The organism is Mycolicibacterium pyrenivorans (genome assembly GCF_025821625.1).
Lineage (GTDB): Bacteria > Actinomycetota > Actinomycetes > Mycobacteriales > Mycobacteriaceae > Mycobacterium > Mycobacterium pyrenivorans.
The window spans coordinates 1-15,161 of record NZ_JACKSH010000041.1 but is presented as its reverse complement, the minus strand read 5'-3'; the positions used below and the strand labels follow the sequence as shown (position 1 = coordinate 15,161).

The 15,161-nt window shown below is 67.1% G+C and carries 16 protein-coding genes; 13 read left to right on the top strand and 3 right to left on the bottom strand.

The window, feature by feature from the left end; genetic code table 11:
- A partial coding sequence (locus H7I57_RS06235; RefSeq protein WP_264022502.1) for a tyrosine-type recombinase/integrase occupies window positions 1–250 on the top strand: 250 nt, incomplete at its 5' end.
- Between the two features lie 75 nt (window positions 251–325).
- On the opposite strand, the gene H7I57_RS06230 is transcribed toward H7I57_RS06235, so the two are convergent.
- Window positions 326–814, bottom strand: a complete 489-nt coding sequence (locus H7I57_RS06230) for a M23 family metallopeptidase (RefSeq protein WP_264022501.1) — start codon at window positions 812–814, stop codon at window positions 326–328.
- 294 nt (window positions 815–1,108) lie between these two features.
- Between H7I57_RS06230 and rpsB the strand changes: the two genes are divergently transcribed.
- The 12 genes from rpsB to rlmN all read left to right on the top strand — a co-directional run bounded on the left by rpsB (window position 1,109) and on the right by rlmN (window position 14,321).
- A complete protein-coding gene (gene rpsB, locus H7I57_RS06225) occupies window positions 1,109–1,939 on the top strand; it encodes a 30S ribosomal protein S2 (RefSeq protein WP_264022500.1) in 831 nt (276 codons plus the stop codon).
- A 23-nt stretch (window positions 1,940–1,962) separates the two neighbouring features.
- Complete coding sequence (tsf, locus tag H7I57_RS06220; protein WP_264022499.1) at window positions 1,963–2,790, top strand: translation elongation factor Ts; 828 nt, start codon at window positions 1,963–1,965, stop codon at window positions 2,788–2,790.
- A gap of 117 nt (window positions 2,791–2,907) precedes the next feature.
- Window positions 2,908–4,314, top strand: a complete 1,407-nt coding sequence (locus H7I57_RS06215; RefSeq protein ID WP_264022497.1) for an amidase — start codon at window positions 2,908–2,910, stop codon at window positions 4,312–4,314.
- Between the two features lie 136 nt (window positions 4,315–4,450).
- Window positions 4,451–5,626 (top strand): ABC transporter permease, encoded by a 1,176-nt coding sequence (locus H7I57_RS06210; protein ID WP_264022496.1) that lies wholly within the window; start codon window positions 4,451–4,453, stop codon window positions 5,624–5,626.
- Between the two features lie 28 nt (window positions 5,627–5,654).
- Window positions 5,655–6,221, top strand: coding sequence for an ABC transporter permease (locus tag H7I57_RS06205; RefSeq protein WP_264022494.1), 567 nt, complete (start codon window positions 5,655–5,657; stop codon window positions 6,219–6,221).
- Between the two features lie 7 nt (window positions 6,222–6,228).
- A complete protein-coding gene (locus H7I57_RS06200) occupies window positions 6,229–6,969 on the top strand; it encodes an ABC transporter ATP-binding protein (RefSeq protein ID WP_264022493.1) in 741 nt (246 codons plus the stop codon).
- A 49-nt stretch (window positions 6,970–7,018) separates the two neighbouring features.
- Window positions 7,019–8,539: an APC family permease gene (locus tag H7I57_RS06195; protein ID WP_264022492.1), complete on the top strand. Its 1,521-nt coding sequence runs from the start codon at window positions 7,019–7,021 to the stop codon at window positions 8,537–8,539.
- Window positions 8,536–10,551 carry a primary-amine oxidase gene (locus H7I57_RS06190; RefSeq protein ID WP_264022491.1) on the top strand — a complete coding sequence of 672 codons (2,016 nt, stop codon included), beginning with the start codon at window positions 8,536–8,538 and terminating at the stop codon, window positions 10,549–10,551. The genes H7I57_RS06195 and H7I57_RS06190 overlap by 4 nt, the downstream gene beginning before the upstream one ends.
- A 321-nt stretch (window positions 10,552–10,872) precedes the next feature.
- The gene (pyrH, locus tag H7I57_RS06185; protein WP_372510131.1) at window positions 10,873–11,658 is read left to right on the top strand and encodes a UMP kinase; all 786 of its coding nucleotides are present in this window, start codon (window positions 10,873–10,875) and stop codon (window positions 11,656–11,658) included.
- Window positions 11,659–11,703: 45 nt separating this feature from the next.
- Complete coding sequence (frr, locus tag H7I57_RS06180; protein ID WP_264022489.1) at window positions 11,704–12,261, top strand: ribosome recycling factor; 558 nt, start codon at window positions 11,704–11,706, stop codon at window positions 12,259–12,261.
- A gap of 1 nt (window position 12,262) precedes the next feature.
- Window positions 12,263–13,144 carry a phosphatidate cytidylyltransferase gene (locus H7I57_RS06175; RefSeq protein ID WP_264022488.1) on the top strand — a complete coding sequence of 294 codons (882 nt, stop codon included), beginning with the start codon at window positions 12,263–12,265 and terminating at the stop codon, window positions 13,142–13,144.
- A 52-nt stretch (window positions 13,145–13,196) separates the two neighbouring features.
- Window positions 13,197–14,321 carry a dual-specificity RNA methyltransferase RlmN gene (rlmN, locus tag H7I57_RS06170; protein ID WP_264022486.1) on the top strand — a complete coding sequence of 375 codons (1,125 nt, stop codon included), beginning with the start codon at window positions 13,197–13,199 and terminating at the stop codon, window positions 14,319–14,321.
- Between the two features lie 83 nt (window positions 14,322–14,404).
- Here the strand turns inward: rlmN and H7I57_RS06165 are convergent, their stop codons facing one another.
- Both H7I57_RS06165 and H7I57_RS06160 read right to left on the bottom strand, forming a co-directional pair.
- Complete coding sequence (locus H7I57_RS06165) at window positions 14,405–14,815, bottom strand: nuclear transport factor 2 family protein (RefSeq protein ID WP_264022485.1); 411 nt, start codon at window positions 14,813–14,815, stop codon at window positions 14,405–14,407.
- A 26-nt stretch (window positions 14,816–14,841) separates the two neighbouring features.
- A partial coding sequence (locus H7I57_RS06160; RefSeq protein ID WP_264022484.1) for an aldehyde dehydrogenase family protein occupies window positions 14,842–15,161 on the bottom strand: 320 nt, incomplete at its 5' end.

Sequence of the window (15,161 nt, the reverse complement as noted above, 5' to 3'; positions counted from 1 at the left end):
CGGGCGGCTGGACCCGCGGCAGGCGCGCACCGTTGTGCACCAGACGATGGCCGCCGTCGCGGGCGCGCCGGACATCGGGCCGCACGGCCTGCGCCACAGCGCCGCCACCCACCTGCTCGAGGGCGGCGCCGACCTGCGGGTGGTCCAGGAGCTGCTGGGGCATTCGACGCTGGCCACCACCCAGCTCTACACCCATGTCACGGTGGCGCGGCTGCGCGCCGTGCACGACCAGGCCCACCCACGGGCCTGACCAACCGCGCCGGAATTGCGTTCCAGCAGGCATGCACTCGCATTTTCTCTGCTGGAATGCAATTCCGGCGGAAAGTCAGCGCACCGGCTTGAGCCGGATCGGGGTGCTCGACACCAGCCCCAGCGGATCGACGTAGTCGGCCCGCGCGGCCGGACCCCACATCGCACCCCAGTGCAGGCACGCGGCAGCCGCACATCCCGGATGACCCGCCGACAGATCACCGATCACCGACTGCGCGGTCACCGTCTGCCCGGGACGCACCGCCGGATGTATCGGCTCATAGCTGGTGCGCAGCCCACCCGGATGGGCGATGGACACCAACGGCCGCCCCGCCAGCTCCCCGGCGAACACCACCGTGCCCGCCCCGGCGGCATAAACCGGCTGCCCGGGCACCGCGGCCAGATCGACGCCCCGGTGACCGCGCTGCCAGTTCGGGGATGGCGCGTCGAATCCACGAACGACCGCCGGCCTGGGGCGCAGCGGCCACTCCAGCCGCCCGTCGTCGGCCGCCGCGGGAGCCACGCCCAGCATCGACAGGGTGAGGATCGCCGCGAGCACGCGCATACTGGCAGTTCAGCGGATCGGCGCGGCCGCACGCCAGCCCGAAAACGGCCCGCTGTGGATGGCCGCCGCGATGGTAAAACCACCCCTGTCCAGCGTGTAAACTCCTAACCGCAGCTCGCAACTGCGGGCTGACTTCGCGTGTCTGCGCATGGCCACCCATCGGCGGTCATATCCGGATGCCGGCGGTCTCGTCTCGAGCTACTCGAACGAGTCCGGTAACCAGCAGGCACCAGGGCTCGGCGTCACCCGACGCTGCGCGTCAACCGACAATTGAGAAGGCCAGGCCACATCACTATGGCTGTTGTAACCATGAAGCAGCTGCTCGACAGCGGCGCTCACTTCGGGCATCAGACCCGACGCTGGAATCCCAAGATGAAGCGGTTCATCTTCACCGACCGCAACGGCATCTACATCATCGACCTGCAGCAGACGCTGACCTACATCGACTCGGCCTACGAGTTCGTCAAGGAAACCGTCGCGCACGGCGGATCGATCATGTTCGTGGGCACCAAGAAGCAGGCGCAGGAATCCATCGCCCAGGAGGCGACCCGCGTCGGCATGCCGTACGTGAACCAGCGCTGGCTGGGCGGCATGCTCACCAACTTCCAGACCGTGCACAAGCGCCTTCAGCGGATGAAGGAGCTCGAGGCCATGGAGCAGACCGGTGGCTTCGAGGGTCGCACCAAGAAGGAAATCCTGATGCTGACCCGCGAGAAGAACAAGCTCGAGCGCAGCCTCGGTGGCATCCGCGACATGCAGAAGGTGCCTTCGGCGATCTGGGTCGTCGACACCAACAAGGAGCACCTCGCGGTTGCCGAGGCGCGCAAGCTGAACATCCCGATCATCGCGATCCTGGACACCAACTGCGATCCCGACCTCGTCGACTACCCGATCCCGGGCAACGACGACGCCATCCGTTCGGCGGCGCTGCTGACCAAGGTGGTGGCCTCCGCGGTCGCCGAGGGTCTGCAGGCCCGTGGCGGTGCCGGCGGTGGCGACAAGCCCGAAGCCGCGGCCGAGCCGCTGCCCGAGTGGGAGCAGGAGTTGCTGGCGGGCGCCACGACCGCCGCCGCACCTGATGCTGCCTCGGCTGAGGCACCCGCCGCGGCCGAGCCGACCTCTTAATTTCTCTGTAGCGAAAGGCTGACATGGCTAACTACACCGCTGCCGACGTCAAGCGTCTCCGGGAGCTGACAGGCGCCGGAATGATGAACTCGAAGAACGCGCTCGTCGAGGCCGACGGCGACTTCGACAAGGCCGTCGAACTGCTGCGTATCAAGGGCGCCAAGGACGTCGGCAAGCGCGCGGAGCGCGCCACCGCCGAGGGCCTGGTGGCCGCGAAGGACGGCGCGCTCATCGAGCTCAACTCCGAGACCGACTTCGTCGCGAAGAACGCCGAGTTCCAGACGTTGGCCGATGAGATCGTCGCCGCTGCGGCGACGGCGAAAGCCGCCGACGTCGAGACGTTGAAGGCTGCGCATGTCGGCGTCTCCACGGTCGAGCAGCTGGTCGCCGAGATGAGCGCCAAGATCGGCGAGAAGCTCGAACTGCGCCGCGCTGCGTACTTCGACGGCACCACCGAGACCTATCTTCACAAGCGGGCAGCCGACCTGCCGCCCGCGGTGGGCGTGCTGGTCGAGTACTCGGGCGCCGACGCGGACAAGGCCAAGGCGGCCGCGCACGCGGTCGCCCTGCAGATCGCCGCGCTCAAGGCGAAGTACCTCACCCGGGAGGACGTGCCGGAGGACATCGTCGCCAACGAGCGGCGTATCGCCGAGGAAACAGCCCGCAACGAGGGCAAGCCCGAGCAGGCGCTGCCCAAGATCGTCGAGGGTCGCGTGACCGGCTTCTACAAGGACGTCGTACTGCTGGACCAGCCGTCGGTGTCCGACAGCAAGAAGTCGGTGAAGGCGCTGCTCGACGAGGCAGGCGTGACCGTGACGCGGTTCGTCCGCTTCGAGGTCGGACAGGCCTAGTCGCTCTGAGGTAGTCACCGACTCCACACGAGGCCCCCGAGACTCCGGTCCCGGGAACCTCGTGCTGTGGTCGTCAGAATGCCGGAACCCGGCGGTACGCTTTGGTACCGTCGGGCCATGGATCGTATTAGTGCGTTCGGTGACGATGCTCTGGGCGACCTCGATGCCGTCGGCGTCGTGGAGGCGCTGCGTGCCGGGACAGTGCCCGCGCATGAGGTCATCGACGCCGCGATCGCCCGGGCCGAGGCGGTGAACCCCGCTCTCAACGGCCTGGCCTACGAGGCGTTCGACAGGGCGAGGGCCCGCGGCCGACTGCCCCGGCCGTACGGTGCCTACTTCGACGGCGTGCCGTCGTTCATCAAGGACAACGTCGCCGTCGCCGGGATGCCCACGATGAGCGGGACGGACGCCTGGGATCCCCGGCCCTGCGAAGACGACGGCGACTTCGCCCGGGCATACCTCGCGACCGGCCTGGTGCCGCTCGGCAAGACCCGGCTCTCGGAGTTCGGTTTCAGCGCGTCCGCGGAGCATCCGCGCCTCGGGGCGGTGCGCAATCCGTGGAACACCGATCACACCGCCGGTGCGTCGTCGTCAGGCTCGGGTGCGTTCGTCGCCGCAGGCGTGGTGCCGATCGCGCACGCCAACGACGGCGGCGGATCCATCCGGATTCCCGCGTCCTGCAACGGGTTGGTCGGTCTCAAGCCATCCCGGGGCCGGCTCCCGCTGGACAAGGACATGCGGCAGATGCCGCTGCGCATCGTCCACAACGGCGTGGTGACCCGCTCCGTGCGCGACACCGCCGCCTTCTATCGCGAAATGGAACGGGTCACGGCCAACCCGAAGCTGCAACCCGTCGGCGACATCACCGGACCCGGCAAGCAGCGGCTGCGAATCGCGGTGTGCACCCATTCGATCGCGCGGGAGGCAAGCCCCGAGGTGAGCGAGTTGACGCACAAGACGGCCGCGCTGCTCGAAGAGCTCGGCCACCGGGTGAGCGTGATCGACAACCCGGTGCCGAGCCGGTTCATGGACGACTTCCTGCTGTACTGGTCGTTCCTGGCGTTCGCATTGGTGCGTGGCGGGCGCCGTACCTTCGGGGAGAGTTTCGATCACGGCAGGCTCGACAACCTCACGCACGGACTGACGCGACATGCCGGACGCAACCTGCACCGGCTACCCGCGGCGATCTCCCGGCTGGCCCGCGTGCGACGGATCACGTCGCGGGTGGCGTCGACCTACGACGTGTTGCTGACGCCGACGCTGGCCGATGTGACGCCGCGCATCGGGCACCTCGACCCGACGGCCGACTACCAGCAGATCATCGACCGGCTCGTCGAGTGGGTGGCGTTCACCCCGTTGCAGAACGCCACCGGTGAGCCGGCGATCTCGTTGCCGCTGGCCGAATCCGCGTCAGGGCTGCCGGTCGGCATGATGTTCTCGGCTGCCCTCGGTCAGGATGCGCGGCTGCTCGAACTCGCCTACGAACTCGAAGGAGCCCGGCCCTGGCCCAGGATCCAGGGCTGACCCCGGCGGCACGGCGCGTCGGCGACGAAATCCGTTGCAGACACGACACATCGCCGTAACGGGATCGGGGGCGTGTTAACAGCGCCGATACTGCGCGGGGCGGTTGGTGTAACCTTTCGCTCTCACCATCGCTTTCGTGGAGACCCGTCAGGTCAGCAACCCGCCCACATCCGTCCGATCGACGCAGATCACTACCGGTACCGGGAATACGTTCATGTGCCTGGTGCGATTCGCGCTGGCCAACATCCGCCGGCGGCCGGAACGATTCGTGCTGTCCGTCCTCGGCATCGCGCTGGCGATCGCCTGCGTGACGGTCGTCCGGACGATTTCGGCCAGCGTCGCCATCACGGGGGAGAACTCGGTCACCGACGTTCTCGGCGGGGCCCAGCTGTGGGTGGTGCCTGCCGCAGGAGTGCACTACGACCCCGCGGCGCAGGCGTTGGTTCCCGACGGGCCGGCGCCGCGGATCGTCCTGCCAGCGGGATGGACCGGTACGCGCGTGCTCTCGGGTGTCGTCGACGTCGACGGCCAATCGGTGGCCGTCCGCGGTAGCGACGAGTTGTCCGGTGGCGTAGCAACTTTGGGAGCGCCGCTCGCTGATCGCCTCGGACTCGGTGACGGTGACAGCGTCACGGTCGGCGGTCAGAGCCTGCGCGCCGAGATCAGCGGTGACGGCCAGACGATGACGGTGCCGTCGGTGGTGGCACGGTCGGTCGCGGGAGACGACGGCTGGTGGGTGGTGTTCGCGCCGGCCGGCGGGGAGCAGCGCCGCGATCTCGCCCAGACCTTCAGCGCAGCTGTCGCACTGCCGTCCACCCCCGACCCGTCGGTCAAGCCCGATGCGGGCGGGGACGGACTGATCTACGACACCGTCGGAGGGTCGGGCCCCCTGACGTTCGAGCAGAAGTTCTCGGCGCTCTTCTCGGGCAAGGTGACCAGCTCGACCCTCGGGCTGATCTCCACCATCGGGCTGGGCCTTGGGTTCGTCATCGCGGTCTCGTCCTTTCTGGCGGCGGTGACCGAACGGCGCCGCGAGTTCGGCATCATGTCCAGCATCGGCCTGGCCGACGAGGTGCTGTACTTCTTCCTCGTCGAATCGGCGATCGTGTTCGCCGCCGCCTACACCGTCGGTGTCGCCGCGGCGGGAGTCGCTGTGGCGCTGGTGATTCCCGGTATCGCCACGCCGACCGCCTGGCTACAAGGCGCGGCGGTGACGGCGATGTTCCTGCCCGCGATGGCGATCGTCGGCGCGCTGGTTCCGGTGCACCGGCTCTTGCAGGAGCGGCCTGTGGCACTCCTGGAGGCGAGGTGATGAGCGCTTGCGCGAAGAACGGACAGCCATGATCAGCAAAGGCCTTGCCTACGGGTATATGTCCGCCCGGCGTCGGGTGCGCGAGATGGTGCTGCCGGTCGTCACCACCGCGACGGGTGCGTTCCTCGTGGTGCTCGTGTTCGGGATGTCGGCGGGCATCAGCGCACAGTCCGCGTCGTTGGGTCACGCCGAGGAGATCAACCGGGCGGTGATCCTGGTCGCGGTCACCGTGCTGCTCGTCGGCGTCGTCGAAGTGGCGGTGGCCTCCACGCGTACCGTCGCCCACCGCACCCGGGAACTCGGTGTGCTCAGCGCCAACGGCGTTCCCAGAGGGCCGGTGGTCGCGGCGTTGCTCGTCGAACCCGTCGTGGCGGCAGTGCTCGGTGCCTTGACGGGGGCCGCGCTGGCCGCGGTCACCGCAATCGTGCTGCGGTCTCTGGGTTTCGTCGCCACCGGACTCTCGTACAGCGGCATGACGGCGGGGGTGCTCATCGCCATCGGCGTCAGCTTCGTCGCCGCCGTCGCCACCAGCATCGTGCCCACGTGGAACGCGGCGTCGCGTTCACCCATCCGATCTTTGAACGCGGGAGGTTAGACGACACATGACCGCTCTGGACGACTCGACGGAGGTGGTGACCACCGCGGCTGTGGTCGACACCGAGATCTCACACAAGCCGGTGATCGAGATCAGCGACGTGTGGAAACTGCACAAACTCGGCGACGAGGTCGTCAAGGCGCTCGTCGCAGCCGAACTGCAGGTGATGCCAGGCGAATTCGTCTGTCTGATGGGCCCGAGCGGAAGCGGTAAGTCGACGCTGCTCAACATCATCGGCGGGCTGGACCGACCCACCAAGGGCGCCGTGAAGATCGCAGGGAGGGACACCGCGCAGCTGTCGGAGAGTCAGTTCGCGGCCCTGCGGCACGACACCATCGGGTTCATCTTCCAGAGCTACAACCTGATCCCGTTCCTGTCGGCGGTCGAGAACGTCGAGCTGCCACTGATGTTCGAGCCCTACGACCGCCGATCGCTGCGCAGACGCGCCACCGAACTCCTCGAACTGGTGGGCCTGAGCCATCGTGTGCACCATCAGCCCACCAAGATGTCGGGCGGTGAGCAGCAGCGCACCGCGATCGCGCGCTCGCTGATCAGCAGCCCGACCCTGGTGCTGGCCGACGAACCCACGGCCAACCTCGACCACCGGACGGGGGAGACGGTGGTGCGCATGCTGCGCGACCTGTGTTCGACGCTGGGCGTCACCGTGGTCGCCAGCACCCATGATCCCACGGTGGCCGACGAAGCGAGCCGTGTCGTCCGGATGAAAGACGGACAAATCATCAACTGACCCAAGCACTCCCAATCCCCCTGGGGTCCTGATCTATTTCGGAGAATTGATGACACAAACCGAGGCTGCGCCGCCCGCCGACCGCGACAAGCTGATGACCACCGAGCTCGTCCCCGAGCAGATCCTGCCCAAGGTGATGAGCACCTTCGGGCTGACCGCCGCCTACGTCTTCATCATCTGCTGGGTCACCGGCTCGTCGGTGATGGCGGGCGGCGGCTGGACTGCCATCCCGATGTGGGTGCTCGGCATCCTGACGTTCCTGATACCCGCCGGCATGGCCGTGGTCGAACTGGGCAACCTCTGGCCGGGTCAGGGCGGTGTGTACATCTGGGCCTACCGCACCATGGGGGAGACGTGGGGGTTCATCGGCGGCTACCTGTCGTGGGTCCCGGTGATCCTGAACGCCGCGTCCTCACCTGCGGTGGTCCTGCAGTTCCTGTTGCTGGCATTCCACACCGAACTGGGGCTGACGACCAGCATCATCCTGCAGTTGGTGATCCTGTGGACGGTGATCGGCCTGGCGCTGGCCAAGCTGGCCGCCAGCCAGAAGATCATGAACGTCGTCTTCGTCGTGTACGGCGCGCTGACGCTGACGATCTTCACCTGCGGACTGCTGTTCGCGGTCGAGAACGGCTCGGCCACGCCGTTCAGCTGGGCAGAGGCCACGATCCCCAACTTCGCCGTCGCGGGCTTCCTGTACGGCACCGTGCTGCTGTACCTGCTCGGCGTGGAGACCCCGTACAACATGGGCGCCGAATTCCTGTCGGTGCGCAGGAGCGGGCCGCGGATGATCCTGTGGGGTTCCACGGCGCTCGTCGCCATCTACCTGCTGACGACGCTCGGAACGATGATGGCGCTGCCCGGCGACGAGATCGACCCCGTCACCGGTGTCATCGGCATGCTGGACGTCTCCGGCTTCCCCGGCCTGATGGAGATCTGCGCGGTGGTGCTGGCCGGCATCATCATCGTGGCGCTGATGACCTATCAGGTGGCGTACTCGCGGCTGATCTTCGTCTCCGGCCTGGAGCGGCACCTGCCGCGCATCTTCACCCATCTCAACCCGCGCACCCGTAACCCGGTGTCCGCCATCCTGATCCAGGGCGTCATCTCGTCGCTGATCCTGGTCGGGCTGTACTCGCAGAGCAGCATGGCCAACGTCACCATCTACCTGCAGGGCGGCCTGAGCACCGTCTGGTTGCTGTCTGGATTCTTCTTCCTGATCCCGTTGATCGTCGCCCGCAAGAAGTATGCGGATCGCTATGTCAACGAACAGTTCTGGCGCATTCCCGGCGGCATGGCCGGCGTGTGGGCGGTGGTCGTCGTCGGCTCCCTGGGCACCATCGGCGGCATCTACTACTCGTTCGTCACGCCCTGGATCGATGTACCACAGGCCACCTGGATGACCTGGGTGGGCGGGATCAGCCTCGGCATGTTCGCGCTCGGCCTGGCGGTCTACGTGTTCGGCCGGCGGTCGGCGCACAAGACCAGCCAGGAGGATTCGCTGGCCCACCTCGCGGTGTTCGACCTCAACCAAGCAGCCGCCCCGGATACGGAGGACACGACCAAATGACCATGGACAGCACGATGTTGAGCACACCGGAGACCGGTGATTCGGTCCGCTATCCGCTGGATCCCCTCAGCGGGGCGGAGATCGAATCGGCCGCCCGGATCATCTCGGAGTCCGGGTACAGCACTCCCACACTGAAATTCGTGATGATCCAGCTCGCCGAACCGGAGAAGACGCCGGAGCTGACATTCGATCCCGCGATGTCGGTGCCGCGGCAGGCTTTCGTCACCATGTACGACGCCGCCGCGAAGATGATCTACGAGGCGGTCGTCGACGTCGTCGCGGGCACCATCGACTCGTGGAAGGAGATCCCCGGAAGGTTCCCGTCCTACCTCGTCGAGCACATGACCGGGGTCGAGGAGAAGGTGCGGGAGGATCCGCGCTGGCAGGAGGCGATGCGCAAGCGCGGCGTCACCGACTTCAGCCTGGCGATGATCGACCCGTGGCCTGCCGGCTACTACGGCGCGCAGGACCACTACGACAATTCGGCGCTCGTCTGCCGCCCGCTGACGTTCATGCGGGCTGCGCCGTCGGAGCACGGGTACGCGCGTCCCGTCGAGGGGCTGATCGTCACGTTCGACCTCGACGCGATGGAAGTCATCGACATCGAGGACCACGGCGTGGTGCCGCTGCCGCCGACCGCGGGCAACTACTCCGAGCAGTTCATGTTCGATCCGAACAACCGACCGTCGTTCACCGAGTTCCGTTCCGACGTCAAGCCCATCGAGATCACCCAGCCCGAAGGACCCAGCTTCACCGTCGACGGCTGGCAGGTCAGCTGGCAGAAGTGGTCGATGCGCATCGGGTTCAATCCCCGCGAAGGCATCACGCTGCACGAGGTGGCCTACACCGATCGAGGCGAGACCCGGCCCATCATGTACCGGGCATCGCTGTCGGAGATGGTGGTGCCTTACGGGGACACGTCGCCGACCCACTGGAACAAGAACGTCTTCGACATGGGCGAGGTCGGCATGGGATTCTCCGCCAACCCGTTGACGCTGGGATGTGACTGCCTCGGCGAGATCTACTACTTCGACGGGACGGTCAACGACTCGAGCGGCAACGCGGTGGTGATTCCGAACGCGATCTGCATGCACGAAGAGGACTACGGAATCTCGTGGAAGCACACCGACTTCCGCACCGAAGAGGTGGAGGTCCGGCGATCACGGCGGTTGGTGATCTCGATGATCTGCACCGTCGGCAACTACGAGTACGGCTTCTTCTGGTACTTCTACAACGACGCCTCCATCGAGGTGGAGGTGAAGCTGTCCGGCGTGCTCACGACGGGTGCGATCGAGGAGGGGCAACAGCCGCGGTGGGGCAAGATGGTCGCGCCAGGCATCTACGGTCCGAACCATCAGCACTTCTTCAACTTCCGGCTCGACATGAGCATCGACGGGCCGGGAAACAGTGTCTACGAGGTGGATTCGGTTCCGGAGCCCGACCCGGAACTCAACCCCCACCGCAATGCGTGGATCACCCAGGACACGCTGGTGGCCTCGGAGGCCGATGGTGCGCGGGACTGGAACTGGTCGACCGGCAGGTACTGGAAGGTCGCCAACCCGTCCAAGGTCAACGAGCTCGGGCAACCGGTCGCCTACAAGCTCACTCCCAAAGACGTGGTCCCGGTCATGGTGCAGGAAGGGTCCTACATCTTCGACCGGGCCCGGTTCGTCCAGCACAACCTGTGGGTGACCCGCTACGACGCGGCGGAGAAGTTCGCCGCGGGTGACTACATGTACCAGTCGGCAGACGTTCAGGGTCTGCCGCAGTTCGTAGCCGACGACGCTCCGCTGGAGAACACCGATGTCGTGCTCTGGTGCACCGTCGGCGCCCACCACGTCGTGCGGCCCGAGGACTGGCCGGTGATGCCGTGCGCCTACACCGGCTTCCACCTCAAGCCGGTCGGCTTCTTCGACGGCAACCCGGCTCTGGACCTTCCGCCGTCGCCGCCGAAATCGTGCCACCAGAGCCATGCCGGGCTCCCGGTGGCGGAACGGGCCCGCGAGTCGTAGGTGGGGCTCAACCGAGTTCGGTGTGCAGCTGCCGGAACTCTCGGCGCTGCGCGTCGGTCAGCGGACCCAGGACCCGCTGCTCGGCCGCATGAACAGCGGGATCCATAGTCGTCAGGAGCTCGCTGCGCTCGCGTGTCAGCTGTGCGGGCAGCGAGCGCCCTCTGCGGCCGAGGCCGGACGGCTCACCACGCCGCGTTCCTCGAGAGAGCGCAGCACCACGCACCGCGGCTGAGCGCTCAACCACACCCCGACGCGGTTCGGCGGTCGCGATGAGGCAGGATTAGGGGAGCCGTCCGCGGCACCGGAGGGGGCGGCCATCGCATGCGAGAACCGCGAAGGAGTCGGATGGCGGAATCCACCAGTTTCAACGGTGCAGGCTCGCCGTCCCCGTACAGACCCGCCTACGGCCGCGTGCTGCTCAAGCTGGGCGGCGAGATGTTCGGCGGCGGGGAAGTCGGGCTGGACCCCGACGTGGTCGCCCTGGTCGCCCGCCAGATCGCCGAGGTGGTGCGCAGCGGCGTCCAGGTGGCCGTCGTCATCGGCGGAGGCAACTTCTTCCGCGGCGCGCAGCTGCAACAGCGGGGCATGGAACGCACCCGCTCCGATTACATGGGCATGCTCGGCACCGTGATGAACAGCCTTGCGCTGCAGGACTTCCTGGAAAAGGAAGGGATCCAGACGCGGGTGCAGACCGCCATCACGATGGGCCAGGTCGCCGAACCCTATATCCCGCTGCGCGCAGTGCGTCACCTGGAGAAGGGCCGCGTGGTGATCTTCGGCGCAGGCATGGGGCTGCCGTACTTCTCCACCGACACCACCGCCGCCCAGCGGGCGCTGGAGATCGGCGCAGACGTGGTGCTGATGGCCAAGGCGGTCGACGGGGTGTTCACCGCCGACCCGCGCATCCACCCCGACGCCGAACTGCTCACCGCCATCAGCCATCGCGAGGTCATCGATCGCGGACTCAAGGTGGCCGACGCGACGGCGTTCAGCTTGTGCATGGACAACGGTATGCCGATCCTGGTGTTCAATCTGCTCATCGATGGCAATATCGCGCGTGCAGTCGCGGGTGAGAGGATCGGAACACTGGTCACCGTCACCGTATGACGGGTGCCGACCGGGCCGTGAGGAGCCGATGAAGGTGGAAGCACAGTGATTGAGGAAACGCTCTTCGATGCCGAGGAGAAGATGGAGAAGGCCGTGTCGGTGGCACGGGACGACCTGGCATCGATTCGCACGGGGCGCGCCAACCCCGGCATGTTCAATCGCATCAACATCGACTACTACGGCTCGGCCACCCCGATCACCCAGCTGTCCAGCATCAACGTTCCCGAGGCCCGGCTGATCGTCATCAAGCCCTACGAGGCCAACCAGCTCCGCAACATCGAGGACGCGATCCGCAACTCCGATCTCGGCGTCAACCCGACCAACGACGGCAACGTCATCCGCGTCGCCATCCCTCAGCTGACCGAGGAGCGCCGTCGCGATCTGGTCAAGCAGGCCAAATCGAAGGGCGAGGACGCGAAGGTGTCGGTGCGCAACATCCGCCGCAAGGCGATGGAGGAGCTGACCCGCATCAAGAAGGACGGCGACGCCGGCGAGGACGAGGTCACGCGCGCCGAGAAGGACCTCGAGAAGAGCACCCACCAGTACACGAGCCAGATCGACGAGCTGGTCAAACACAAAGAAGGCGAGCTGCTGGAGGTCTGATGTGACCGATCAGCAATCGATTCCCGTGGCAGAGCAGCCGGTCGACGAACCGCCGCAGACGAAGGCGTCGCGGGCGGGCCGCAACCTGCCCGCCGCAGTCGCCGTCGGCGTCGCGCTCGGCGGCGGGCTCATCGCCATCCTGCTGTTCGCGCCCTACCTGTGGCTCGCGCTGGTCGCGACGGCGGTGGCCATCAGCACCTACGAGGTGAGCCGGCGTCTCGGGGAGGCCGGCTACCAGATCCCGCTCGTGCCGCTACTCGTCGGTGGGCAGGCCACGCTGTGGCTGACCTGGCCGTTCGGTGCTGCTGGCGCGTTGGGCGGATTCGCGGGCACCGTCGTGGTGTGCATGATCTGGCGGCTGGTCGGGCACGGGCTGCGCCACTCGCCGCAGAACTACTCCCGCGACATCAGCGCCACGGTGTTCCTCGCGACCTGGGTGCCGCTGTTCGCCAGTTTCGGCGCGCTGCTCATCTACCCCGACGACGGCGCCAACCGGGTCTTCTGCCTGATGCTCGGCGTGGTGTTCTCCGATATCGGCGGCTACGTGGCAGGTGTCCTGTTCGGCAAGCACACGATGGCGCCGGCGATCAGTCCCAAGAAATCGTGGGAGGGTCTCGCCGGTTCGCTGGTGTTCGGTGTCACCGCATCGGTGCTGGCGGTGGTGTTCCTGCTCGACAAGCCGTGGTGGGCCGGCGTCGCGCTCGGCCTGATGCTGGTGATCACCGGAACGCTCGGCGACCTGGTCGAGTCGCAGTTCAAACGCGACCTCGGCATCAAGGACATGAGCAACCTGCTGCCCGGCCACGGCGGCATGATGGACCGCATCGACGCCATGCTGCCGTCGGCGGTCGCCACCTGGATCGTGCTGACCCTGCTGGCCTGACGGGGTCGGCGATCAGGGGTTCGGCGCCGGAGGTGAGATACTGGCAGGGCTCATGCCGAATCCTCTGCCGCTCGTGTTCGATCCGCCCCGCCGCGCAAAGCCGCCGCGGCACTTCGCCGACCTCGAGGACGCCGACCGTGGCGCCGCGGTCGCCGAGCTGGGGTTGCCTGCCTACCGCGGCAAGCAGCTGGCCAACCAGTACTTCGGCCGGTTGACGGCGGATCCCGAGCAGATGACCGACCTGCCTGCCGCGGTGCGCGAACAGGTCTCCGGCGCCCTGTTCCCGACGCTGCTGGATGCCGTGCGCGAGATCGGATGTGACGCGGGGGAGACCCGAAAGGTGCTGTGGCGCGCCGTCGACGGGGCGACGTTCGAATCGGTCTTGATGCGCTACCCCGACCGCAACACCGTGTGCATCTCATCGCAGGCCGGCTGCGGTATGGCCTGCCCCTTCTGCGCGACCGGCCAGGGCGGTCTCCAGCGCAACCTGTCGACGGCCGAGATCCTCGAACAGGTCCGTGCCGCCAGCGCGGAGCTGCGCACCCGCGACTCCCGTCCGATCGCGCGCACCGCGCGCAGTGGGCGGCTGTCCAACGTCGTGTTCATGGGAATGGGCGAGCCGCTCGCGAACTACAACCGGGTGCTGGCAGCGGTCCGAAGAATCACAGCATCGTCTCCGAACGGTTTCGGCATCTCGGCGCGGTCGGTCACCGTTTCCACGGTCGGCTTGGCTCCCGCGATCCGCAAGCTCGCCGACGAGCGGCTCAACGTCACGCTGGCGCTCTCCCTGCACGCCCCCGACGACGAGCTGCGCGACACCCTGGTCCCGGTCAACAACCGGTGGAAGGTCGGCGAAGCGCTCGACGCGGCGCGCTACTACGCCGACGTGACCGGCCGCCGGGTGTCGATCGAATACGCGCTGATCCGCGACGTCAACGACCAGCCGTGGCGGGCGGATCTGCTCGGCAAGCGACTGCACGGCGCGCTCGGGCCGCTCGTGCACGTCAACGTCATCCCGCTCAACCCGACCCCGGGCAGCGAGTGGGACGCCAGCCCCAAGCCCGCCGAACGTGAGTTCGTCAGGCGTGTCCGGGAGCGCGGCGTGTCGTGCACGGTCCGCGACACCCGCGGCCGCGAAATCGCCGCTGCGTGTGGGCAATTGGCTGCCGAGGGCTAGCGGCCGCACGAGATCCGAGTTTTGCGGGCCTGCACTCGACGTCCGTCTGCAGAAGTCGACTCTCGTCGTGAGCGGAGCCGGATTCAGCCCCTGCCTGGAGCGTTGACGAACCAAACGTTGTCCTCGCGCAGACTTCGACTGCGCCAGCCGTCCGCGGTGCGCACCAGTTCGTGGTGGTAATAGCCGCCGCAGGCGCTCTGCTCGGCCATCCCGGGCAGCTGCATCGGGTTGTAGAACATCGCCCGCACCGAGGCGGTATCGCCCGTCACATCACTTTCGATGTTCGTGATGTAGTGCATGGACCACGGGATCGTGCCGAACCCGGCGGCCAGCCAGTCGGCGACCTCGTCGCGGCCACCCACTGCTGCGCCGGCCGACGAGTAGTCGATGTGCGCGTCATCAGTGAACACCGACCGGTACAACTGCCAGTCCTTGGTGTCCACCGCGCGGGCGTAGCGATAGAGCAGCTGGGCGATGGCGGTCTCGTCGCTCATATTCATGGTTCGCTCGCAAGCTTCGCTCACTCCGGCATGCCGATGGTTTTGGCGTCGAGGTATTCCTTGTAGCCTTCGTCGCCGTTGCGGTAGCCCAGGCCGCTTTGTTTGGTGCCGCCGAACGGGCTGCCGATGCCGAAGTGGCTCTTGCCGTTGATGGTGACGTTGCCGGTGCGCATCCGGCACGCGACGGCGAACGCGCGATCCACGTCGGCGCTGCTGACCTCACCGGACAGGCCGTAGATGGAGTTGTTGGCGATCGCGATCGCGTCGTCGTCGGTGTCGTAGCCGGTGACGGTGAGCACCGGGCCGAAGATCTCCTCCTGCGCGACCTGGGAGTCCGGGT

Coding starts and splice junctions, on each gene's coding strand:
- H7I57_RS06165 (WP_264022485.1), bottom strand. CDS start 14,815: ATGAGCGACGAGACCGCCATCGCCCAGCTGCTCTATCGCTACGCCCGC.
- H7I57_RS06190 (WP_264022491.1), top strand. CDS start 8,536: ATGACCATGGACAGCACGATGTTGAGCACACCGGAGACCGGTGATTCG.
- H7I57_RS06230 (WP_264022501.1), bottom strand. CDS start 814: ATGCGCGTGCTCGCGGCGATCCTCACCCTGTCGATGCTGGGCGTGGCT.
- rpsB (WP_264022500.1), top strand. CDS start 1,109: ATGGCTGTTGTAACCATGAAGCAGCTGCTCGACAGCGGCGCTCACTTC.
- H7I57_RS06195 (WP_264022492.1), top strand. CDS start 7,019: ATGACACAAACCGAGGCTGCGCCGCCCGCCGACCGCGACAAGCTGATG.
- H7I57_RS06215 (WP_264022497.1), top strand. CDS start 2,908: ATGGATCGTATTAGTGCGTTCGGTGACGATGCTCTGGGCGACCTCGAT.
- H7I57_RS06205 (WP_264022494.1), top strand. CDS start 5,655: ATGATCAGCAAAGGCCTTGCCTACGGGTATATGTCCGCCCGGCGTCGG.
- rlmN (WP_264022486.1), top strand. CDS start 13,197: ATGCCGAATCCTCTGCCGCTCGTGTTCGATCCGCCCCGCCGCGCAAAG.
- H7I57_RS06200 (WP_264022493.1), top strand. CDS start 6,229: ATGACCGCTCTGGACGACTCGACGGAGGTGGTGACCACCGCGGCTGTG.
- pyrH (WP_372510131.1), top strand. CDS start 10,873: ATGCGAGAACCGCGAAGGAGTCGGATGGCGGAATCCACCAGTTTCAAC.
- tsf (WP_264022499.1), top strand. CDS start 1,963: ATGGCTAACTACACCGCTGCCGACGTCAAGCGTCTCCGGGAGCTGACA.